Source organism: Fulvivirga sp. M361 (genome assembly GCF_007097395.1).
GTDB lineage: Bacteria > Bacteroidota > Bacteroidia > Cytophagales > Cyclobacteriaceae > Fulvivirga.
In genome coordinates this window covers 23,535-46,730 of the sequence record NZ_VKDC01000045.1, presented here as the reverse complement: position 1 = coordinate 46,730, position 23,196 = coordinate 23,535, and the positions used below count along the sequence as shown (strand labels likewise).

Here is a 23,196-nt window from a genome sequence, read left to right as displayed (position 1 = left end):
CCTTGTGACGGTGACCATATTCTTTTGATTGTATTCCTTGTTTCAACGAAGCTTTAGTAATTTTATCCTTACTATGGTTCGATCAAGTTTCTTATACCTCCTTTTTTTCTGGACAAGTTTTAATCTGCCTGCACTGGCCCAGTTATCAATGCCTGCTATTTTCACTGATCATATGGTGTTGCAACGCAACCAGTTGGTGCCGGTTTGGGGAACGGATCTACCCGGTCATGAAGTGACTGTAACACTGGGAGATGAAAAGCTTACTACCTTTGCAGACGAACAGGGTATCTGGCGTGTTCAACTCAAGGAAAAAACGGCCGGTGGGTCATATACATTGTCAGTTTCCGGTACAAGAACGCTTACTTTTTCCGACGTGCTTTTTGGTGATGTATGGATATGTTCCGGGCAGTCAAATATGGAGTGGCCGGTAGAACGGGTAAATAATGCCAAAGAAGAAATCGCTAACGCCAGCCAACCCACTATGCGGTTGTTCACCATAAAGAACCAGCTGAATTTTCGACCGGCAGATGATGTGATAGGTGCATGGACGGCATGTACTCCTGAAACAGCCAGGCGCTTTTCAGCCGTAGGTTACTTCTTTGGAAGAAAGCTTCAGAAAGATCTCGATGTGCCTATTGGCCTGATCAGCAGTAATTGGGGTGGTTCTATGATTGAACCATGGATAAGCGCTGAAGGCTTTACCCAGGACCGGCTGAGTACCCGTGTAAAGGAAATCAGTGAAATGGATTACGAATTAACGTTGAAAGAAATAGAAAAAAAACGCAAACTATGGAAGACTTCACTCCAAAAACTCGATCATGGACTGAATGAGAAGTGGATGTTGAATGACTTCAATACCGGTGACTGGAATAAAATGGAGATACCTGCCCTCTGGGAAGATGCCGGACACAAGGAATTAGATGGCGTGGTGTGGTTCAGGAAAAGTTTTAAACTGAAAGCGTCGGACTTAAACCAAAAAGAACCACAGGTACATCTCGGCCCTATAGATGATAGTGACCAGACCTATATCAATGGTACTCTCATTGGTGAAACCGTTGGAAAATGGAATGCAAAGCGACACTACTATTTTGATCCGTCCTTGTTACAAAAGGGTGAAAATACCATTACGGTGAGAGTAGAAGATATGCGCGGTAATGGTGGGTTGCATGGTAATGCTGAAGATTATTACATCATGGCAGGTGAGCGGAAAATCATGTTGGATGGGAGTTGGAAATACAAAATAAGTATAGATCGTTTCCCGCTTCCTCCAAAAGCGATAGACAAAAATTTTGGGCCTACCATTCTATATAACGGAATGATAAGCCCTATTGTACCCTATGGTATCAAAGGGGTGATTTGGTACCAGGGCGAAAGTAATGCTTTTGATGCGAAACGTTATGAAGAACTTTTTCCCATGCTTATTAACAACTGGAGACAACAATGGGATCAGGGTGATTTTCCTTTCCTGTTTGTACAACTTGCTAATTTCAGGGCTGTTGATATGGATCCCAATGTGCCTGTTGGCTGGGCTGAACTACGTGATGCACAACGAAAAACTTTGAAAGTTAAGAACACCGGAATGGCGCTGGCTATAGACATCGGTGAAGCAGATGATATTCATCCCAGGAATAAGCAGGAGGTAGGCAGGCGTCTTGCTATTTCTGCATTAAGAGTGGCTTATGGGAAAGATATAATTCATTCGGGCCCGTCTTTGGCTGATATAAATGTGCTGTCAGGTAAAGTGGTTTTAACCTTTGATCATATAGGTGAAGGATTAAAAACATCAGATGGTATTGCGCAGTTAAAAGGTTTTGCGCTGGCGGGTGAAGATGGTAAGTTTGTGTGGGCGAAGGCTGAGATCACCGGACTGAATGAGGTGACTCTGCAACACCCTGAAGTAACTGCACCGAAACAGGTAAAATATGGCTGGTCGGACAACCCCGGGTCACTTAATCTGGTGAATTCTGCAGACCTTCCTGCTGTACCATTCAAAAAAGATATTTAAGCCATGCATTTTTAATGGAAGTTGCATAAAATGGCCTCTGTTATGACATGTACTGTTCGGTCAGAGACTTTGACTTAGTTATTTTTTTCTTCTAACGTTCCGTCCGCATGTTTGGCAAAACGTCCTTTTGATTTTTCGTGAACATGATCATTTGCAGGCCATGGCCATCCTCCAAACCCTGTTCGTTGATAATCTATCATAGTTTCATGAATTTGCTGTTCTGTGTTCATCACGAAAGGACCATGTTGTACTACTGGCTCATTCATAGGCTTTCCCTGAAGTAGTAATAGTTGAGCTTCTTTATCACCATTTTTGATGTCAACCCATACGTCCGGTTGTAGTTCAGCGACATGTTCGGGAGTTATTTTTTGTCCTTGAAGGGTGATTTCCATTCCTTCATAAAAATACAAAGATCTGTTTACATCAGGATGTGCTGCCGGAAGCTGCCATCTGGCGTTGGCCTCCATTTTAATTGTCCAGATAGCTACTTCATGTTCATTAATGGCTGCCCATGAATCGGGAGTCGTTTCAGGGCCTTTTACATCACCAAGAGTGCCTGATATCACACTTACAGACGTCTTTTTTTTAGTGTCATCTTGATGGACATCTATCGGAATATGTTCGTTCCACAACATTTTGAAGTGGGGGGCTACAAACTTGTGTTTGGCCGGTAAATTTAGCCATATCTGAAACAACACCAGCGGATTGTCCTGGTTCTGGTGTAACAAAGGGAACATTTCTGAGTGTAATACACCCTTGCCTGCGGTCATCCATTGTACATCGCCATTTCCAAACCGGCCGGCAGCGCCCATTGAGTCGCAATGATCTACCCAACCTTTTTGTACGATCGTGATGGTCTCGAAGCCTCTGTGCGGATGTTGCGGGAAGCCTGGTATTTTCTGGCCATGATACATTCGCCAGCCATCTTTTACCGTAAAATCTTGCCCCAGGTTTCTGCCAGCCAGTGATGCCGCAGGCCCCATTTCCTCAGTTCCTTCAGGATAATGGTCCTCATGATAGACGCAAAATAAGAAGGGGTCTTGTGTTACCCAGGGGAAACCTAATGGTTTAATACTTTTAATAGCACTGTTGCCCATACGCTGATTGTTTAATGGATACAACAGTAAAAATAGTGTTGTTTTTTTGCTATCACCCGGAAAAAATCAAGAATTGTCTTATATCGACATTACTGAAGTATGCTGTTGACCCAATAGGTTTTGCTCAGGGGACATCTGCATCGAAAGGACTAATACCGGGAGGATTGAACAATCCCCAACGATCGACAACATAGTTCCACTTATCAAAACCACTTACCCATTCAATGAATAACAAACGATATTCTTCTACTTCACGCCTGAGTAAATCGAAATATTGGACTTCTTCAAAACCGAACATGTCCAGACTATTTAATTGTACGATAAGGTCCCGGGCAGATTTCCTAATGATGGTCGCTGCCTCCATGCGAATGTCAAATAGATCAGCTCCTTCAGCTCCGGCGACTTTCACGGTGAGATTAGCGGCGTCTTCCAGCATGAACCCTTTGGTGGTTAACAAATGCTCGTTGTCGTCAGGTATTAAATCGGTTAGGGTCTTTACGATATCGAATATTTCTCTTCCTTTTTTATAGATAGGCAGTTGTTCAGGTTTTGAGTAATCATCTTCATCGTCAAACATTGGGGCGTCATTTTGTTCAATCTCAAATATAAACGTTCGGGCAATATGTCAAAGCTATTTGGGCAGTAGATATGGTTTCATTTTGGGTGATTTTGATCATAGCCCTTTAATTTTTGATTACGTTTTGATTTAGTATTTTAAGCTGGTTTATGTGACAAATACCTGTGCCGGTACTCAGGTGATAAAACAGGACTTCTCAGCACCTTTTTCTACGAATAAGCCTTGTTACATTGTAGATGTGGATAAAACGTGACTTTTTTTGGCTGGAGTGCTTTGGTATGAATATGTTCATCTGAATGATGAAAAGTTGATTCATCGAAATTGACTTGATACTTCAACGGACCAGGCTCATTATTGATATTATATAAGTATTGTTAATACAGGACGTTACTGTAGCTGGAACAGTGTTTACAAGCAATACTGTGAAGTACCCTATACCATGAGTCGTATACATGATAGCACTACCGGAATGAAGACAAAAGTGATTATCTCTTTTGTTCTTGCCATTGTCACGTTTGTAACATTGGGAAGTTTGGCCTATCGGAGTTTTGAAAAACTGTTGGAAGCTATCCACCAGATCACAGAACCCAATGATAAGCTGAGAGGTATGAATACTATTATTATGCACCTTTCAGAGGCAGAGAGCAGCAGCCGGGCGTATGCTATTTCCAGGAAGAAAGAATATTATAATAAGTACAAACTAAAAATAGAAGAGGTAAATTCTGATGTCCATAGCCTGGTGTCGGGAGATTGGCAGGGAAGGGTGGAAAAACAAAAACTGGATTCGATATCATTACTACTTAACAGAAAAGTGCTGGAACTTCAACGCTTTTTACGATCCAGAGCTGGTGATAAAGTGAGTTATACAGAGAAAGCGTTGGAACAAATCGATCAAAGTGGAATTGATTCTACTTCACTCACCACTTTTTTCAGAAAGAAATCGACCACTACCAGTTTAGTGGATACCGTTTTGGTCTACAAACCTGTAGAAGATATAGAACAAGCAAAGGGTATTTTCAATAAGATCAAAAAACTTCTCTCACGAAAAGAGCCGTCTGTAACGGATCAGGTGGATACAGTAACTCGTATTATGCATGAAACAGAGTATGAATATGATACGAGTGAAGTGTTTCAGCCAGATACTGTAATGATAAGTGAGGTAAAAAAAATACTGCAGCAGATACGTCAGGAAGAATATGATCACCACCGCAGCGATATGGCCCGTGAGATGCGGCTTTTGGAAGCCAATTCAGTGATCATTGAGCAGATTAAGGCAGTAATAAAGGACCTGGAGGATTCGGAAAGTCGATATTACTCGAGGAAAAAAAAACAGGCGCATATCATTGTAAGAGATAATCTTATGTTCATCGTGCTGATCATAGTTCTGGCGTTTTTAGGTTGTTTTATATGTATTCTCTTAATTTTTGGCGATATATCCAAGAGTAATTTTTATAAATCAAGGCTGGAGAAGGCAAAGCTAAGGGCGGAGCAACTGGCCCGTGCCAGGGAGCAGTTTTTAGCCAATGTAAGCCACGAGTTAAAGACACCCCTGAATGCCATACTGGGTTTTTCCGAGCAGCTCACCAAAACCAAAATGCCTGAAGAACAACGTTCCTATACTTCTATTATATATAATTCCTCCAGCCATTTACTGGCACTTGTGAATGACGTTCTTGACATGTCCAAGATAGCCGCAGAAGGGTTTAAACTGATAAAGGCACCTTTTACACTTCAGGAGGTGATGAACGAAACATATCTCACCTTTCAGCAAAAAGCAGAAGACAAAGGCATTGAATTGAAAAAAACAGCGGAAATAAGTTTAGATCAAAAGCTTGTGGGAGATGTTCTTAGGTTTAAGCAGGTACTTTTCAACATAGCAGATAATGCTATTAAATTCACAGATAGTGGAGAAGTGGTACTTCATGTTACTTCACAGGAGCAGAAGCCGGGAAAAATGGAAGTAACGGTAAGTGTAAGAGATAGTGGCATAGGGATCCCAAAAGAACAATTAGACCGTGTTTTTGATAATTTTTATCAAGGGGATAGCACAATGACTAAAAAACATCTGGGTACAGGCCTTGGCCTTGCCATATCCCATAAACTGGTGCTGGCCATGGGGGGTGAAATTAAAGTGGAGAGTGAGTTGGATGTTGGTACATGTTTCATGATTAAGATACCGTTTGAAGTACCCGAGGAGGGAGAAAAAGCCGTTGAGACCGACCATATTTTACATTATGATCAACTGAAACGGGCACATATTCTCATCATTGACGATGATAAATTCAATACTGCCCTACAGCAAACCATTTTAGGGACTAAAGTAAGGAGATTGACCTGTGTAAATAGCGCACGAGAAGCGCTTTATAAGTTAAATACACATTCCTATGACCTGGTACTCACAGATATTCATATGCCTGACATTGACGGAACGCAGTTTTTAAAAAAACTGCGTCAGGGGAAATCACCCAATAAGAATATTTCGGTAATAGCCGTTACAGCTGATAGCTCAAAAACGCGTAAGTCATGGCTGAATAAATACGACTTCGACGATATTATTTATAAACCATTTCATGAGGAAGCGTTGCTGTCAGTGGTTTGTTCTTCACTGGCGAAGGCAGAGGTGCCATCAACGATCACTACATCGACTCCAATACAGTTATCTTTGGACACGTTATCGGTTTTTGCTGGAGGTGATACAAGGACCATCGCTGTACTGTTGGATGTATTTTATGATAATGCATTGAAGGACCTGAAGCAATTGAGGCGCTTCTTTGCCATGAAGGATTTTATCCATGTTAAAGAAATGGCGCATAAAATGCACTCGCCATTTGCACAACTGGGGCTGTCGAAAGTCACGGACCATCTACGATCATTGGAAACAAGTACTGAAATGCCGTCAGATACTGTTTTTAAACAAATTATGGAGGATATAGACAAATCGTTGGTATTGGTGAAAGAGAAAATAGGGGAGTTGGAAGTGACAGTTGATAAAAATGTGTCAAGAGTCGATATTGAATAGCTTTAACTTTTTATAGAGCGTTTTTCGATCGATGTTGAGCATTTTCGCAGCCTTGGATTTATTGTAACGCGATTCTATTAAGGCAGATTCAATGAGTTCTTTTTCCTTATGGGCGGTGATATTTTTTAAGTCATATGCTTTATATGGTTCATCTTCATGGTCCGGGGAAGGGATAAAGGTATTTTCTATCACTTCTGAGGGAAGGTCGTTTTCCTGAATTACTTCACTGACAGTGAGTAGTACAGCTCGCTTCACCACGTTTTTTAGCTCGCGCAAATTACCAGGCCACGCATATTGACAAAGGTGATTTAAGGCGGCTTTACTGAACCCCATTACCTGCTTATTCAGAGACTGGTTGGCCATCCTGAGAAAATAGTCTGCGAAAATAGGAATGTCGGTGCCTCGCAGGCGCAAAGGAGGTATTTCAATGGAAAACTCATTCAGTCGATGATAAAGGTCTTCCCTGAATTCACCCTCTTTCATCGACATTTTAAGATTTTCATTAGTTGCCGCTATTATTCTGACATTGACAGTAATGGTTTGATTGCTACCTAATTTTCTTATCGAGCGGTCTTGAAGAGCCCGCAGAAGTTGTACCTGTATTTCATAAGGCAGGTTTCCCACTTCATCCAGGAAGAGTGTACCTCCGTCAGCCTGTTCAAAACACCCTATTTTATCCGAATGGGCACCTGTAAAAGCTCCCTTCACATGGCCGAAAAGCTCACTTCCTGCAATATCCTTAGGTAAAGCCCCGCAATCTACAGCAACAAAAGGCTTATCTTTCCTCAGGCTTTTATCATGAATAAGCCGGCTTACATATTCTTTTCCTGTGCCACTTTCACCTGTTATGATCACAGACATTTCCGTAGGAGCGACCAGGTCAGTGTGTTCCTGTATCTTGAGGGAAGCAGCACTCTTGGTTTTCAAGAAGTGATCATTATTTGGGTCAACAGACCGGGCTACTTCCTGGTCTGCGGAAAGAGCATTTTTGATAATGGCCAATAATTCTTCCGGATCTATGGGTTTACTGATATAGTCTATAGCTCCAAGTTTCATGGCTTCAACGGCGGATTTGATATCCGCATAGCCTGTCATTAATATAACGGGAAGCCCTTGATAGGTTCGTTGTACCTCTTTCAGTAACTCCAGCCCATAATGGTCCGGCAGACGAAGGTCTGTAATTAGCATATCATAGTGCTGCTTTTTTAGCTGGGTGATGCCTTCGTTACCATTCATAGCAGCGTCAACATGATAAAAGCGACTCAGGAATGTCTTTAACATCAGGTTGAATGAAGCATCATCATCAATAACCAGGAGTTTTTTCATAAGCATCAGGTCCAATACATGAGCTGCAGAAACAGTACATATTTCTTACTTACTTAGATACGTGATGTCAGCCCGATATAACAACCGTATGTTGATATTTTCGTTGTACTGCATTTTAACAGGTTGATTGAAGTGGCAGTAGAGCCAACCTGCTATAATGATCGTTATCAGATACAAAAAAAGGCGTCTGTATCAGACACCTTTTTATGAACAAGACGGACCACGAAATTGGGAATCTTATTCTATATGAACGGTTTAGGTTAAATGTTGACCTGGACAGTCAGACACCTAGGGTTATTCTTTCGTCTCGAGTAACTTTCCTTCTTTGTTATATACCAACGTCAGGGCACTTCCGGTGTCATCTTTTACCAGAATTTCGTAATCTTTAGTGCCTTCTTCTTTACCGGTTACTTCGTGAATTTTAACCAGTGTCCAGGTGGCGTATTCGCTGTCGCTTACAGCGGTACGAACTTCCATGGGTAACTCTTCAACTTTGATCTCCTTTTTGGCGGGGTCCTGATCAATACTGAATCCTTCTAATGAAAATGTTAAAGCCATCATGGTAACAAGCAGTGTGAAAATTGTCTTTCTCATGGTATTTTAAAGTTTGATTTATTTTACTCAACCCATTACCAACGACATGCCATAAAATCGAAATCATGTTAAATAATTGATAATCATATATTTAAAATGAAATCAATACTTCTTGTTCCATAAAGCCTTGTGGATGGTGTCAACGCTTTGTGGAGGTTATCAGCAAAAAACGTAAAAGTTTTTTTATCCTCAAAGCGGGTCATAAGAACTACTCCTAAAATTAGAATTGTTGGATTCATGGCAAAGTGATCTGGACAGAGCTATTGACACATTTAAATTATTGTTGGTTGACTTGTATAAACTCTCACTTTTGGTATCTTCATGACGCAATGGGAAGAACGATTATAGTATCCAACAGGCTACCTGTTAAAGTTGCCAAAGACGAAAATGGAAAGCTTAGGTACAAGTCAAGTGAAGGTGGTTTAGCTACCGGGCTAGGCTCCGTCTATAAGGATGGGGATAATATTTGGGTAGGTTGGCCAGGCTTCCACTTTGATAATGAAGAGGAAGAGAAAGAGGCAGCGGCCAAATTAAAACTGGAAAATATGAAACCAGTTGCGCTGACTGAGGAAGAGATTGAATTGTATTATGAAGGGTTCAGTAACGAAACACTTTGGCCCACTTTTCATTATTTCAACCAGAATGCACTTTACAAAAAATCGTATTGGCAGGCATACGAAGAGGTAAATCATAAATTTTGCAAAGAAGTTGTGGAGGTGGCCAACCCTGATGATACCATTTGGGTCCACGATTACCAGCTATTGCTGCTGCCGGGCTTGATACGTGAGAAACTACCCAGTGTTAGTATTGGTTTTTTTCTACACATTCCCTTCCCGTCTTTTGAGGTATTTCGATTGCTACCCTGGAGAAGGCAGTTGCTTGACGGGGTACTAGGTTCAGACCTGATCGGCTTTCATACATACGATGATATGCGTCACTTTCTGAGTGCGGTAAGCCGTATTTGTTTTATCAGTAATCAGCATGGACAGTTAAATAAGGACGGTCGTACGGTTGAGGTGGATTCCTTTCCGATGGGAATTGACTATGAAAAATATGCCAATAGCTCGGCTTCGCCCCAAACGTTAAGCAGGGAAGTGAAATTCAGGACATCTCTTGGGGCTCAAAAGCTTATGCTTTCTATTGATAGGCTGGATTATTCAAAAGGAATACCGGCAAGGCTTGAGATCTTTGATTTGTTTTTTCAGAAATACCCTGAATACCTGGGTAAGGTATCCTTGATGATGGTAGTAGTGCCTTCTCGGGATAACGTAGAACAATATCGTGGACTTAAGGAAGAGATTGACCTTCTGGTAGGCCGGATCAACGGTAAATATGGAGCAGTGAACTGGACCCCAATTCATTATTTTTATCGTTCCTTTCCTCTGAGTGATCTGTCCGCTTATTACAGAATGGCAGATGTAGCGCTGGTTACTCCTATGCGGGATGGTATGAACCTGGTTTGTAAAGAATATGTAGCTAGCCGACTTGACAAGCAAGGTGTATTGATCTTAAGTGAAATGGCCGGGGCTTCGAAAGAGCTTTCAGAGGCCATCATAGTGAACCCGAATGACAAACATCAGGTGCGTGATGCTATTAAGCGCGCACTGGAGATGACGGAAGAAGAGCAGATCCGGCATATGGAAATAATGCAAGCCTCCCTAAAAAAATACAATATCCATCATTGGGTAAAACTATTTATGGACCGTCTTCATGATGTGTTTGTTAAACAAAAGGAAATGACCACTAAGTTACTTGATAGTACTGCTGAAAAAACATTAATAGAGTCCTTCAGGAAAAGCGACAAAAAGCTACTTTTCCTTGACTATGATGGTACTTTGGCACCGTTTAATACGGACCCTACCCAGGCCGGTCCTGACGAGGAACTGCATGAAATAATAAAAGGGTTGACCAAAAACAAAAAGAATAATGTGGTTGTGATCAGCGGACGTGATAGAAATACACTAGAAAATTGGCTGGGACAACATGATATTGAGTTTGTAGCTGAACATGGAGTTTGGATCAAACACAAAGGAAAGGCCTGGGAAACAAGTGATAAGTTAGATAACTCCTGGAAGGATGATATTCGTCCGATCATGGAGATCTATGTCAATAAAACCCCGGGCTCATTTATAGAAGAAAAGGATTATTCCCTGGTCTGGCATTTCAGGAAAGTAGAGACAGGATTAGGTGAATTACGTTCACGTGAAATTATCAGTCATCTGAAGTATCTTGCCGTCAATATGAATCTGCAAGTGCTGGAAGGCAGTATGGTCGTGGAGATAAAAAATCTGGAGGTAAACAAGGGGAAAGCGGCTATGAAATGGGTCCAGGAGAAAGCAAATGACTTTATCCTGGCTATTGGCGATGATGCAACGGACGAGGATACGTTTAAAGCACTTCCGGATCAGGCGTTCACTATAAAAGTCGGAGATATCCATTCGGCAGCCCGATTTAGCCTCATGGAACCGAAACAGGTCAGGAACTTGCTTAAGCAACTGATCTGATAAGCTGATTATAGCTTGATCAGATCAGTTATTTGTGCGTTGTTTTTTGCGAACGATTAAAGTCTGACGTTCATAAGAAAGACTACAGGAAGTTAGGCTTGTCCAGTTTCCTGCTTATGCGGTAGGCTGCATTGACCAAACCCACGTGACTGTAAGCCTGGGGGAAGTTACCCCACATACTACCGGATTTTGCTTCTACATCTTCACTTAACAGCCCCAGATGATTACTAAATGAGCATAAATACTCAAAGGTATCAATAGCTTCACTTGTTCTGCCTACGCATGTTAGAGCTTCTACATACCAGAAAGCACAAATAAGGAAAGTAGTTTCCGGCGCTCCGAAATCATCTTTGTGGCGGTAACGGTAAAATAGACCTTCTGCTGATTTCAGGTCCTTTTCCAATGCTGTCAGGTGATCTTTCGTTTTTTGAGAGGACGGATCCAGGTAGTTCATCATGATCAGTTGAAGATCACTGGCATCCAGGTTTTTGGTACCGATAGCCTGAGTATATACCTTAAGGTCCGCATCGTAACACGCTTCAATTTTGTCTGAAGCAGACTTCATTAGCTTTGAAGCGAGCTTTGTGATCTTTTCATCTTTGAACATCTTACCGATCTTATACGCGGCTGAACTGCCCGCCCAGTGAAACAAGTAAGTATAAGAGTGGTATTGGCTCAATGTCCGGAATTCCCATAGGCCTGCATCAGGCTCTTCCATCAGTTCATCGATTTTTTTGAGTACGTCGTAGATCAGGTGCAATGAATCCGAACGCTCTGTGTTAATGAAACGACTATCTACGAACAGTGGGAGGAGGGCCAGGAGTATCTGACCATAGACATCATTTTGGATGTGTGTGTACGCCTGGTTACCTACTCTTACCGGTTTATTACCGAGGTATCCATCTAACTCTACGATACGTTCATCCAACCTTTCCTCTCCGGTGATACTATACAAAGGCTGGAAACGGTCTTTCGATTTTACACTTATGTTGACAATGTAATTAAAATACTTCTCTAATTCTTCGAAGTGACCTATGTTATTAAAGGCGGTTAAAGTATAATAGGTGTCTCTCATCCAGCAAAACCGGTAATCCCAATTTCGGGTGCTACCCGGCGCTTCGGGCAAGCTGGTAGTACCGGCAGCTATAATTGCACCTGTATCTTCATATTGATGAATTTTTAATGCCAAAGCGGAGCGATTGATATCAGCCTGATGAAATGTACTCACACTCATATTTTTCACCCATCCCCGCCAGTATATTTTGGTTTTGGTAAGGAAATCTTCACAAGTACTTCCTAAAGAGGCTTCCAACGGCGCTCCGTAGGTGAGCACCATGTATTTGGTTCCATCCAGCACGATAGGCTGGTCTGAAACAATATACGATAAAGAGAAATTGGTGGTCAGTCTAAGGTCTTTTTCGAGGCCTATATATTCAATATGATTACTTGCTTCATATTGAGCGGGTTTCAATTCCCCATATTGCCCGACAGGATGACAACACACTTTTACTCTGGGGTTTCCATCTAACGGTTGTATTTTTCGTATCAGCATGAGTGGTTTAAAGTACCGGTCATACTGATGAAAGCGTGGAGCATAATCTGTAATGCGGTACCGGCCTTCTGCACATGTGATTTCGGTGCATAGTATATTGGTATTCTCCAGGTAATACTGCTCACTGTTTTTGATCTCACCAGCAGGTTTTATTGAAAATTCACCACCTTTTTGCTTGTCCAGCATAGCGCCGAAGATAAAGCTGCTATCAAATCTTGGCCAGCACATCCATTCAACGTTGGTGTTTTTGTGAATATGGGCCTGGTAAGAACAGTTTCCTATCAAACCGTAATCATACGTGTGTCTTGTCATACTTTCTGTTGTGATTGGTAATTAAGATGATTAATGACCAGACTTCCGGCACCAAGGATAGGAGCGCTCTGGTTCGGTAGTCCTGAGGGTTCGATTTTTACTTTTTCCCGGTAAACAGTCATTAAGTTTTTTTCCAGGTGACGTCGTGTTGGTTCAAATATAAGGTCACCTGCCATGGCAAGCCCACCAAACAAAAAAATGGTTTCAGGATTTGTATGTGCTACAGTGTCGGCCAGTTTACTGCCCAGTACCTGTCCGGTATATTCGAAGGCATCTTTAGCCACTTTATCACCTTTTAAAGCGTATTCGGAAATCATTCTTGTGGAAAGATCGTCAAAGCTTATTTTGCGCAACTCACTCATTTCAAGGTGATCTGCCAACATCTTGTACACGGTACGTTTAATGCCGGTGGCAGAAACATAGGTCTCCAGACATCCTTTTCGTCCGCAGCCGCAAAGCCTGCCGTTAGGATTTACGATAACATGACCTAATTCGGCAGCAAAGCCATCAAAACCATGTACCAGCTGCCCGTTACATACTATACCTGACCCTAGCCCCGTACCTAATGTGATCACAATGAAATCTTTAAGACCTTTGGCATTGCCGTATACCATTTCTCCCATAGCCGCCGCGTTGGCGTCGTTGGTAATCACTATGGGAGCATCAAAGTGAGTGCCTAATATATCGGCCAGTGGTACAATTCCTTTCCACTGAAGGTTTGCCGCATGTTCAATAGTACCTCTGTAATAGTTGGCATTAGGTGCCCCCACACCAATTCCTCTTATGGGTGTATCCGGGGCTACTTGCTGAGCCCCTGCTTTAATGGCAGTAGCTAACTCATGTATATAGTCTTCAAATTTAGAATGGACAGCTGTTTTGATCCTGTCCTGAAATAATACGTTACCATCCTGATCTATTAATCCAAACTTGGTATTCGTACCTCCTATATCTATTCCTGCGATCATTGATTTTATAAAGTAGTGTGAATGTGTGACTTGCTAAGTTACTGAGATGAACCTTGGGGGGGTGATTTATCCAGATGATATTTTACCAGGTCGTTGATGGGTTCTTTAATGATCTTACCTACTGTTATTTTTTTTGCTGACGCCACTTCATTAAGTATATCCTTAAAATAATAAGCGATGGAACCTGTAAAATGTGTTTTGACATTATTGAAACGACTAAAACTCCTTACAAAAAGGTCCATGAACAGGCCCATACCTTCTTTTACCATGGTGTACAGGTATTCATCCTTAATATTATCTTGTATAAAAGGCATAAAAGAGGCCAGATAGACATTAGCATAAGGCTGCATATATACCTTTTCAAGAATCTCTTCCTGAGATAATGCATACTGAGATGAAAATTTTTCTCTTAGCTCCTGTGGCATTGTATTATGCAGGTAAGCTGTCAAAAGCTTTTTACCGTAGTAAGAGCCACCTCCTTCATCACTTAAGATATAGTCCAGCGCGGGAATTTCTTGTCTGACAATGTCGCCATCAAAAAAACATGCATTAGACCCGGTCCCCAGAATACATGAAATAGCAGGGACGCCTTCATAAGTGGACAGTGCAGAAGCCACAATGTCATGATTGACATAAAAATGCGATCTGGTAAATACCTGCCCCAGCGCATTTCTCACTACGGTCTTCAAACGTTTACTTCCGCATCCTGCGCTGTAGATATAAACGATTTCGATGCTGTCTTTTACCGCTGCAATTTCTTTAATTGAATTGAATACATCTATGATCTCTTCTTCAGAATGAAAAAAAGGGTTAATACCGGTAGAACTAAATGCAGTAGCCTTACCGGCACTATCGATCAGTTGCCAGTCACACTTTGTGGAACCGCTTATGGCTATGAGTATCATCTAAATTGAAAGTATTTTAGCAAGTCTTAATGATTCTTCGTCAATTTCATGACGGTTATTATCTACCGTATCAAAGTCTACATACACGGTTTTACCATCTTTGACGCCGATCATTACGTCTTTGATGCCATTTAGCAACCCTTCTACAGCTTCTACACCGAGCCTGCTGGCCAGTACCCTGTCAAAATAACTCGGTGAGCCACCTCTTTGCAAGTGTCCCAGTATTGTTACTTTAACGTCATAATAAGGGGCTTTTTCTTTTATGGTGTTAGCAATTTTCCAGACATTTCCGCTTTCACCTCCTTCGGCTACTACCACCAGACTGGATTTTTTATTATTTATTGCTCCTACATCTATTTTAGCAATTAACTCATCTGTAGAGGTCTCTTCTTCCGGTATAATAATCGCTACGGCACCACCGGCTATACCACTGTTAATGGCAATATAGCCACTGTGCCTTCCCATTACCTCTATGAAGAAAAGCCTGTTATGCGAAAGTGCTGTGTCACGGATCTTGTCAATGGCTTCTACCGCCGTATTCGTGGCTGTATCGTAACCTATGGTATAATCCATACCGGGAAGGTCATTGTCGATAGTACCTGGCAGGCAAATGCAAGGAATGCCGTGTTCTTGATAGAACTTATGTAATCCTGTGAAGGTACCATTCCCACCAATGGCAACCAATGCATCAATACCGTTTGACTTAAGACTTTCAAATGCTTTTTTTCTTCCTTCTATGGTGCGGAATTCATCACTTCGGGCTGATTTTAAAATGGTTCCACCCCGTTGTATAATATTACTAACGGATCGTACATCGAGTTTTACAATGTCATTTTCAACCATACCCTGGTATCCACGATATATACCGTATACCTCTTTGTCATGATATACACAAGCCCTTACCACGGCCCGTATGCCCGCATTCATTCCTGGCGCATCCCCTCCGGAGGTGAATAGCCCTATCTTTTTAATGTCAATACTCATCCTATTATTTTGTGCAAAATATTTTTACTGAAAGCCCGAATGGAACAATCAATAGTGACCTTTATTTTGTGTGCAGCTAAAGTTAGTCCAAAGAAGTATTGGTAAGAAATTTATCACAGTGAATTTAAGGGGCGTTTCTTATGCAAAGGTTTGCAATTGATTTTTACTATGGGAAATAACTTATGAAGAAGTATAACCTTTTAACAGCAACTCAGCAGTAGCAGGATTAGTAGCCAACGGGATGTCATGTACATCACATATACGCATAAGCATTTGAACGTCCGGTTCATGAGGATGCTTGTCCAATGGGTCCCGAAAAAAGATCACAAGGTTCATTTTACCTTCAGCCGCCATAGCAGCTATTTGTGCATCACCGCCTAACGGCCCTGATAGCAACTTATTTACTTTTAACCCTGCTTTTTCTACATGGCCACCCGTAGTACCTGTAGCATGTATTTCAGCATGATCGAGCAAGTGTTTGTGTTTTAATAGAAAGGCAACCATTTCGGGCTTCTTTCCATCATGGGCGATTACGGCTATTATCATTTTTTAAGCATTTAGCAGACTTAACTGTTACCTGATTTAAGGTGACTTATACGTCTGCCACGCTAATTTATTGTTATTCATTTAAACTCCAATCTTTTAAGGAATTTATGTTTTGCACTCACCTCATGAATAAAATAGCCCATATAGTCCACCATTTTCCTGGCTGTTATACTTTAGTTTTGCAATAGATTAGAATTTGAGTCTGTAGGGTCCAATACATTTTGTAGAGTCACGTTCAGATTATGGCTTGAATTTTTAATAATACGGAGGTAGACTTGTCGCTGATGGTCAGAAATGTCTTTATTTAGCAATGAGCTTGTAAGTCTGAATATTACACGTAATGGGTCCCTTACCTCCTTGTTTATATTGCTTAAACACAGCTTAGTGAACTCTGATTCCTTTTCAGCTTTTTTTCTACCGGTGATGTCCCTGGAAATTCCGAATGTACCTATAATAATCCCATTTTTATCTTTGAGCGGTAGTTTAGTGGTAGATTTCCATATCTCAAAATTGTTAGCGTTTAATTCCTTTTGCTCACAATTTATTATTGGGTCACCTGTGCCATGATTTGTTTCTCATCTTTAAAGGCTTGTTGAGCATGTTCCTTGTCATGAATATCAAATTCAGTTTTGCCCAATAAGCTTTGTTCTGACTTTCGATTTAATGAAAGTGCCATCGACCTGCTTGTCCTTATAAAGCGACTTTTGTATCTTTAAAATAGATGGTATCCGGTATATTGTCTAATAATTCGGCAAATAAAAACTGGTCCTGCTCCAGTTCTTTTACCCTCTTCTTAAGTTCTTCATTTTCTTTTTGAAGTGTACTCTCTTTTGTCTTTCTCTCTTCACTCATCCCGTACTGGTTTTTTAAAAATGATTGATATACCTGAATAAATTTTACCATCAACAGTGATGTCGTTCAATATTAAACACCTCTTTGTTGAAGATGTCCTCATGTCACTCACACTAACATAAAGTTAATAGAACGGATAAGTGATCTAAACAGTGAAATCACGTAATTCTCTCTAAGGAATATCTTCTAATATTCTTTAAGCCAAGGAATTGCATTTTTTTAAATGATAATTCAGACGCATCATTCATGGACTTGATGCACGGGTTTTCTAAAAGAAATGGTATTAAATGGTTCTGGTAAAATATTGATCATATAGAACCTGAGATTCATTTTCATGAGATTACTTTTCTTTTTCGGTGGAATAATTGGCAGCTAGTTTTTGACTTATTGCATTGAATAGATCAGCATACTTTTTAATAATAGCTATGGTAGAAGCATCTGTATCGTATACGGAATACCACCCTTGCTTTTCATGAGGTGGGTCCCCGATCAGGTCATGTCCCTTTTTCCACATGCCACCAGGGTTTTGAGGTCTTCCTTCGCCACTCCATGACCAAAAGTTACAACCTTTGATCAATCCTCCACCCTGGGCGTGTGACAGGGTTTCAGAGAAAAGGTATTCATAATACTGGTCTCTTATCTGAGTGGTGGCTGAGGGGTCGTAACTTGCCCTGTCTCTTGATACTCCAAACTCCTCCACTATGACAGGTTTCCCCAACTTTGAAGCTTTGGTCAGTTGATCTTCCAGATAGGTCGTCGTTTTTTTTAAAGCACTTTCAAAGGTAGCGGGTCTTTCAGGTGTATACCAACCCCAATTTTGGATCCAGATATGTACGGTGGCATAATCAATAAATTTACTTTTGTTATCGCTGTATAGGTCCACCCCGGCCCGGCTGGAACCGGTGTTCCCTTCACTGCCCACAGATACCAGGTGATTTTGGTCTAATGACTTGATATATCGGGCGATCCTTCTGATCCATTTTTGATACACTTTGGGACTTCCATACCCTCTGGGTTCGTTGGCCAGTTGCCAGGCCATGATGGTAGGATCATTTTTATACGTTATCCCGGTAATTGAATTGGTTCTGTTAATGGTCGTGTTCAGATGTTCCTTAAAAAGTTCATTCGCCTTTTTATTGCTAAAAAACTCTAGTGAATAACTGATAAATTCATCCCAGGAACCCTTTCTTTCTATATCAGGCATAGGTATTTCCTGTTTTTTTACCCATGACAGGTATTTAGGCATACCACCTGACCACATCCAAAAGTTATTTAGACAGACTACAGCTGTCATATCCCTTTTTGACATTTCAGCCAGTAAGAAATCCAAGCCTTTCCAAACCGCTTCATTGTATTCACCGGCACTAATCTGCAGCGCTGGTAATACCTGGTACTTACTATCTGCGTTGCCTTCTGATGACCCCAGTATCCTGATGTTATGAACTCCCAGATTTTGTAACCTGTCCAGCTCATTCACCAGCCGGGCCCTGTCGCCGGTTTCATCGGAAGCACCTAAATTCATTCCATACCATAAATTCGTTCCAAGAAAGAAATATTTGTCACCGTTCTTTACGAAATCAGTATCTGATATGGAAACAAAATCGCTTGTGATCTGGGGGAAAGTGACTGAAGGAACGATAAATAAGATTACTAATAAACGAAGTACTTTCATGGCGGTTTTCTTTGATGATTTAATCAAAGATGTGCCATATCAAACGCTGCATTGGATGGAAAAATGCACTTTCACGGTTGGTAAATATTACAATCCGTGGTGATCTTCAGCAGATCCATCTTTTTTGGCATATGCTGAGGGGTTTACGCCAAATTGCTTCTTAAAACAGCTTCTAAAATAGGGCAAGTCTGAAAAACCAACTTCATAGGTCACCTCTGCTATGGTGAGTTCATCGTGTTCGATCAATTGAGCGGCACGTTTTAGTCGTATGGTGCGTATAAATTCATTGGCAGACTGACCGGTAAGTGCTTTGAGCTTGCGATATAGCTGCATTCTACTCATACCGGTATCTTTTCCCAGGTCTTCAACACCGTACTCTGAATTCGACATATTTTCTTCAACACTTTCCAGGGCCCTGGAGATGAATTCCTCGTCCCGGTTAGTCAATGTAATTCTTTTAGGCTCTACTTTCAGTACCTCATTGTCCTTGAATTCCTTACGAAGTGCTTCCCTGGACCGTATGATATTTCTGACTTTTAATTCTAACACCTTTGGGTCAAAGGGCTTAGTAACATAATCATCTGCCCCGCTTTCCAAACCTTCTACTTTAAAGATCAGCGAAGTTCTGGCAGTAAGCAGAATCACAGGGATATGTGAAGTTTTTATATTTTCTTTGATCATTTTGCAGAAAACAATACCGTCAATGCCAGGCATCATTATGTCACTGATGATCAGGTCAGGCATCTCTTCCAATGCCATGTCATAGCCGGCCTGGCCATTTTCAGCTTCCAGCGTGACATACTTTCCACGAAAAATTGATTTGACGTAGTCTCGTATTTCACTATTGTCTTCGACAATTAATATCCGTGGCCAGGATTCCAGGTTTTTGTAAGCATATTCCTTTGATCCATCTTCCGGTTCCAGTTTTAACGCTGATAAGTCGGGGTAAAGCTCTATCACCTCACTGTCTTTAAAATCGTGAATGATCTCAGATGTATCGAAGTGTTCCTTCCCCAGCTTCAACGTGACCAAGAACCGGGTAAATTTCTCCTCTAGACTTTCTACTTCAATAGAGCCGTGATGTAGGTCAATAATACTTTTTGATAGTGCCAGGCCTATGCCGGTACTTTGATGATCTGAATCTTGGCTAAAGAATCTTTCAAATATCTTTTCAAAATTTTCGGGACGTATTCCTGATCCCGAATCCTCGACAGATATTTTGATATCATTCGCATTTTCAAATATGGAAACGGAAATATTACCTTTCGGCGGAGTATATTTAAAAGCATTCGATAAAAGGTTGAAAAAAACCTTTTCCAATTGGTCCCGGTCATACCATACTTTGATGACATTTGAAGAAGATACAAATCCTACATTTACCTGTTTCTGGTCAGCTAAACCTGAGAATGACAGCTGTATTTCTTCCAGGAATTTAACAATATTACCTTCGGCTACACGGAGTTTGAGGTTTCCTGCATCTGCTTTTCTAAAATCCAGCAATTGCCCTACCAGGCGCAGAAGACGTTGAGTATTCTGATTGATAATGAGTAATTGCTCTCTTAAAAACCTATTTGTATTTCCTGAGTCTAATATTTTTTGAAGAGGGCCGGCTATCAGGGTGAGTGGTGTTCGAAATTCGTGAGAAACATTCGTAAAGAACTCAAGTTTGGCCTTATTCAGTTTTTCAAGGTTTTGCTTTTCCAGTCTTTCTAATTTCAGATTGTTTACAAAATCTGCCCGGGCCAATATGAGTCGTTTGAAAGCATATAAAATGACCATGAATGCGAAAATGTAGATCAACATAGCCCACAAGGTGCGCCACCAGGGGGGAGCAACGACTATAACAAGTTTTCTTTCAGGTCCCCAGGTGCCATCATTTTTAGAAGCCATTGCTCTGAAAATATACTGACCATCGGGCAGGTTGGTGTAATTGATGTAACGTTGTGCGCTATTGCTATACTGCCATTCCTGCTCAAACCCTTCGAGTTTATAAGAAAAAACATTTTTTTTCGGAGCCGCATAATGAAGTGCCACCAGCTCAAAGGATATCGAATTTTGATCGAATTTGAGAAAGATTTCCTCCGTATTATTAAGGTCCTGGTTCAGTATGATGTTGCCTTGATATGCACTATCAACTCTAATGGGATCATTGAACACCCTAAAGTCTTTCAACATAACTTTGGGCTTAAAAGGGTTTTTGATGATGTGTGGTTTAACGATGTTCAGTCCATCTGCACCTCCAAAAAAGAGATTACTTCCATGATCTGAAAAACAAACATTATTATAAAAAAAGCCACCCTGAATGCGATCACTACGATCAAAATGCCGGACTTCAAAAGATGGGTCCAATGGTTTGACAACGGAAAGCCCGTTCCAGTGAGAGATCCATAAGCGGGATTCGCTATCTTCCAGGATCCCAACCACTACCTCTTGTTTGCCTGTGGCGTGGATAGGGAATTGGGTAAATGTTCCGGTGTGCCTGTCAAAAAAATCCAGGCCTCCTTCCGAACCAATCCACAGGTCTCCGTTACTGTCCTGGATGATCGCATTGATAAAATCGTTGCTAATGCTGGCCTCGTCATTTTCGTTATGCCTGTATCTTTTCAGGGTGATCTGGTTATTTTGGTCTATGTCAACCCGGATAAGCCCCATGCCTCTCGTGCCAACCCATAGCACACCGAGGGCATCTTCTAAAAGTGCGACTAATGGAACTTCGCTAAGTATAGGGTCTGGATATTGGGTAACCTCATTGTTTTTAATCCTATTCAATCCACCACTCCAGGTACCTATCCAGATGACCTCCTGACTTCCTTCAGTTATAGACATAATATAATTGTCACTGAGTTGATTCGGGAGCGTATCTGAAATGGAGAAATTTTTAAACTTTGTGACAATTGGATTTTTGTCAGAGGTTTGCCGTGTTGAAAAGGTGTAAAGACCACTTCCTGCCGTACCGATCCAAAGTTGGCCTTTCGAGTCCATTCTCATAGTTTGAATGAAATCAGTGAATTCAACCGGCTCGTTTGTTTTAATTTTGTATCGCGTGAATTTTGGGTTATCTCCGTTCCATTTAAACTTGTAGAGCCCTCCACCCAGAGTAGATATCCAGTAATTATCGTCACCTTTGGCAGCTATGCCTGAAATAATGCTCTGGGAAGTATCAAAACGAGAGGTCTTGTACAGCTGAAAGCCATTGTCATAGGTATCAAATTTATTCAGTCCTTTACGCGTACCTATCCATAATATTTCCGAATCATCCAGAAAGATGGACATCACTACATTGTCTGTAAGATTGATCTTCGGGTCGTAATTACCCATGAATCGGACAAATGACTCTTTGTTAATATCGAAAAAATTCAATCCCATTTCACTTCCTGCCAAAATGAGAGGGGTTTTCATTGGCAAAAGATGCATCGTTCGGAAAAAACTAAAGCTGGGTGCTTTTTCTTCCAGGATGAAGTTTGACCATTCGCCGTTTTTGAGTTTTTTCAATCCCAGCTTGGTACAAATCCATATGGCGTTGTTATGTTCCAGCACCTGGTAGATATAATTATGGAGATTTTTATTGCCACTATCTTCTTTGTATATGAATCGTTCAAAAAGTACCTGGTCTCCATTATGATGCATGCGGTGTAAACCCACTTCAGTAGCAATCCACATACGACCCTTTTTATCCTTATAGATGCTGGTAATGAAATTGTGTATAAGCGATTCGTTACTTTGGGCATTGGCAAAATAAGAAGTGAATTTACCTGTATTGACGTCTAGTTTATTTAGTCCATTTTCAGTACCTATCCAAAGTGTGTTGTCCTCATCAGGTAGTAGTGCCCATATATTATTATTGCTAAGCCCGTTATTACCTTCGGACTGTACATATTGCTCAAATTTGTCGCTGATCTTATCATAACGGAACAGTCCCCCCATCCTTGTTCCGATCCAAAGTGTGCCGTTTTTATCCTTTGCCAGTCGGGTGATCTTGTTACTTTTTAAACTTCCGGGTTTGTCTGAAGCATTGTATAATTTCGTGGAATAACCGTCATAGCGGACCAATCCTGACCACGTACCAAGCCATATAAGCCCGTCATCATCCTGAAGTATGCAATTGATGGTCCGTTGAGATAGCCCAAATTCTTTTGGAAGCCCATCAAAAATAATCTCTTTCTCCAGTAAGGCGTCTGGCTGTCCAAGCGCAGCCAGAGACGCAAAAAGAGCTATAAGAACGAATGGTTTTTTAATGAGCATAAACACTGCCTCCAAATTCACACTTTGGGTCTATTAAATATCGC

The 23,196-nt window shown here is 41.2% G+C and carries 16 protein-coding genes; 3 read left to right on the top strand and 13 right to left on the bottom strand.

Features of this window, described 5'->3' with window-relative positions; genetic code table 11:
* The first annotated feature begins 73 nt into the window (after positions 1–73).
* Positions 74–2,005 carry a sialate O-acetylesterase gene (locus FNH22_RS28430; protein WP_143401917.1) on the top strand — a complete coding sequence of 644 codons (1,932 nt, stop codon included), beginning with the start codon at positions 74–76 and terminating at the stop codon, positions 2,003–2,005.
* A gap of 74 nt (positions 2,006–2,079) precedes the next feature.
* On the opposite strand, the gene FNH22_RS28425 is transcribed toward FNH22_RS28430, so the two are convergent.
* Together FNH22_RS28425 and FNH22_RS28420 are read right to left on the bottom strand one after the other, a co-directional pair.
* Positions 2,080–3,102, bottom strand: a complete 1,023-nt coding sequence (locus FNH22_RS28425; RefSeq protein WP_143401916.1) for a pirin family protein — start codon at positions 3,100–3,102, stop codon at positions 2,080–2,082.
* 124 nt (positions 3,103–3,226) lie between these two features.
* On the bottom strand, positions 3,227–3,679 hold the full coding sequence (locus tag FNH22_RS28420; RefSeq protein WP_143401915.1) for a hypothetical protein: 453 nt from the start codon (positions 3,677–3,679) through the stop codon (positions 3,227–3,229).
* Between the two features lie 439 nt (positions 3,680–4,118).
* Here FNH22_RS28420 and FNH22_RS28415 point away from each other — a divergent pair, with 439 nt between their 5' ends.
* The gene (locus FNH22_RS28415) at positions 4,119–6,698 is read left to right on the top strand and encodes an ATP-binding protein (RefSeq protein ID WP_143401914.1); all 2,580 of its coding nucleotides are present in this window, start codon (positions 4,119–4,121) and stop codon (positions 6,696–6,698) included.
* Here FNH22_RS28415 and FNH22_RS28410 read toward each other — a convergent pair.
* Entirely contained in the window at positions 6,678–8,024 is a 1,347-nt protein-coding gene (locus FNH22_RS28410) for a sigma-54 dependent transcriptional regulator (protein WP_143401913.1), read from the bottom strand. The two genes, FNH22_RS28415 and FNH22_RS28410, sit on opposite strands and share 21 nt — an antisense overlap.
* 294 nt (positions 8,025–8,318) lie before the next feature.
* Positions 8,319–8,618 carry a hypothetical protein gene (locus FNH22_RS28405; RefSeq protein ID WP_143401912.1) on the bottom strand — a complete coding sequence of 100 codons (300 nt, stop codon included), beginning with the start codon at positions 8,616–8,618 and terminating at the stop codon, positions 8,319–8,321.
* 329 nt (positions 8,619–8,947) lie between these two features.
* Here FNH22_RS28405 and FNH22_RS28400 point away from each other — a divergent pair, with 329 nt between their 5' ends.
* The gene (locus FNH22_RS28400; RefSeq protein ID WP_143401911.1) at positions 8,948–11,122 is read left to right on the top strand and encodes a bifunctional alpha,alpha-trehalose-phosphate synthase (UDP-forming)/trehalose-phosphatase; all 2,175 of its coding nucleotides are present in this window, start codon (positions 8,948–8,950) and stop codon (positions 11,120–11,122) included.
* A gap of 82 nt (positions 11,123–11,204) precedes the next feature.
* Here the strand turns inward: FNH22_RS28400 and FNH22_RS28395 are convergent, their stop codons facing one another.
* The 9 genes from FNH22_RS28395 to FNH22_RS28360 all read right to left on the bottom strand — a co-directional run bounded on the left by FNH22_RS28395 (position 11,205) and on the right by FNH22_RS28360 (position 23,152).
* Positions 11,205–12,986 (bottom strand): glycoside hydrolase family 15 protein, encoded by a 1,782-nt coding sequence (locus FNH22_RS28395; RefSeq protein WP_143401910.1) that lies wholly within the window; start codon positions 12,984–12,986, stop codon positions 11,205–11,207.
* Complete coding sequence (locus FNH22_RS28390; protein ID WP_143401909.1) at positions 12,983–13,951, bottom strand: ROK family protein; 969 nt, start codon at positions 13,949–13,951, stop codon at positions 12,983–12,985. Before FNH22_RS28390 ends, FNH22_RS28395 begins: the two co-directional genes overlap by 4 nt.
* Before the next feature lie 38 nt (positions 13,952–13,989).
* Complete coding sequence (locus tag FNH22_RS28385) at positions 13,990–14,856, bottom strand: hypothetical protein (RefSeq protein ID WP_143401908.1); 867 nt, start codon at positions 14,854–14,856, stop codon at positions 13,990–13,992.
* On the bottom strand, positions 14,857–15,840 hold the full coding sequence (pfkA, locus tag FNH22_RS28380; protein WP_143401907.1) for a 6-phosphofructokinase: 984 nt from the start codon (positions 15,838–15,840) through the stop codon (positions 14,857–14,859).
* A gap of 180 nt (positions 15,841–16,020) precedes the next feature.
* The gene (locus FNH22_RS28375) at positions 16,021–16,386 is read right to left on the bottom strand and encodes a methylglyoxal synthase (RefSeq protein WP_143401906.1); all 366 of its coding nucleotides are present in this window, start codon (positions 16,384–16,386) and stop codon (positions 16,021–16,023) included.
* 544 nt (positions 16,387–16,930) lie between these two features.
* Positions 16,931–17,062 carry a hypothetical protein gene (locus tag FNH22_RS32765; protein ID WP_255518179.1) on the bottom strand — a complete coding sequence of 44 codons (132 nt, stop codon included), beginning with the start codon at positions 17,060–17,062 and terminating at the stop codon, positions 16,931–16,933.
* 14 nt (positions 17,063–17,076) lie between these two features.
* On the bottom strand, positions 17,077–17,238 hold the full coding sequence (locus FNH22_RS32200) for a hypothetical protein (protein WP_185154466.1): 162 nt from the start codon (positions 17,236–17,238) through the stop codon (positions 17,077–17,079).
* A 340-nt stretch (positions 17,239–17,578) separates the two neighbouring features.
* Positions 17,579–18,910, bottom strand: coding sequence for a cellulase family glycosylhydrolase (locus FNH22_RS28365; protein WP_143401905.1), 1,332 nt, complete (start codon positions 18,908–18,910; stop codon positions 17,579–17,581).
* An 87-nt stretch (positions 18,911–18,997) separates the two neighbouring features.
* Complete coding sequence (locus FNH22_RS28360) at positions 18,998–23,152, bottom strand: two-component regulator propeller domain-containing protein (protein WP_143401904.1); 4,155 nt, start codon at positions 23,150–23,152, stop codon at positions 18,998–19,000.
* Positions 23,153–23,196 lie beyond the last annotated feature (44 nt).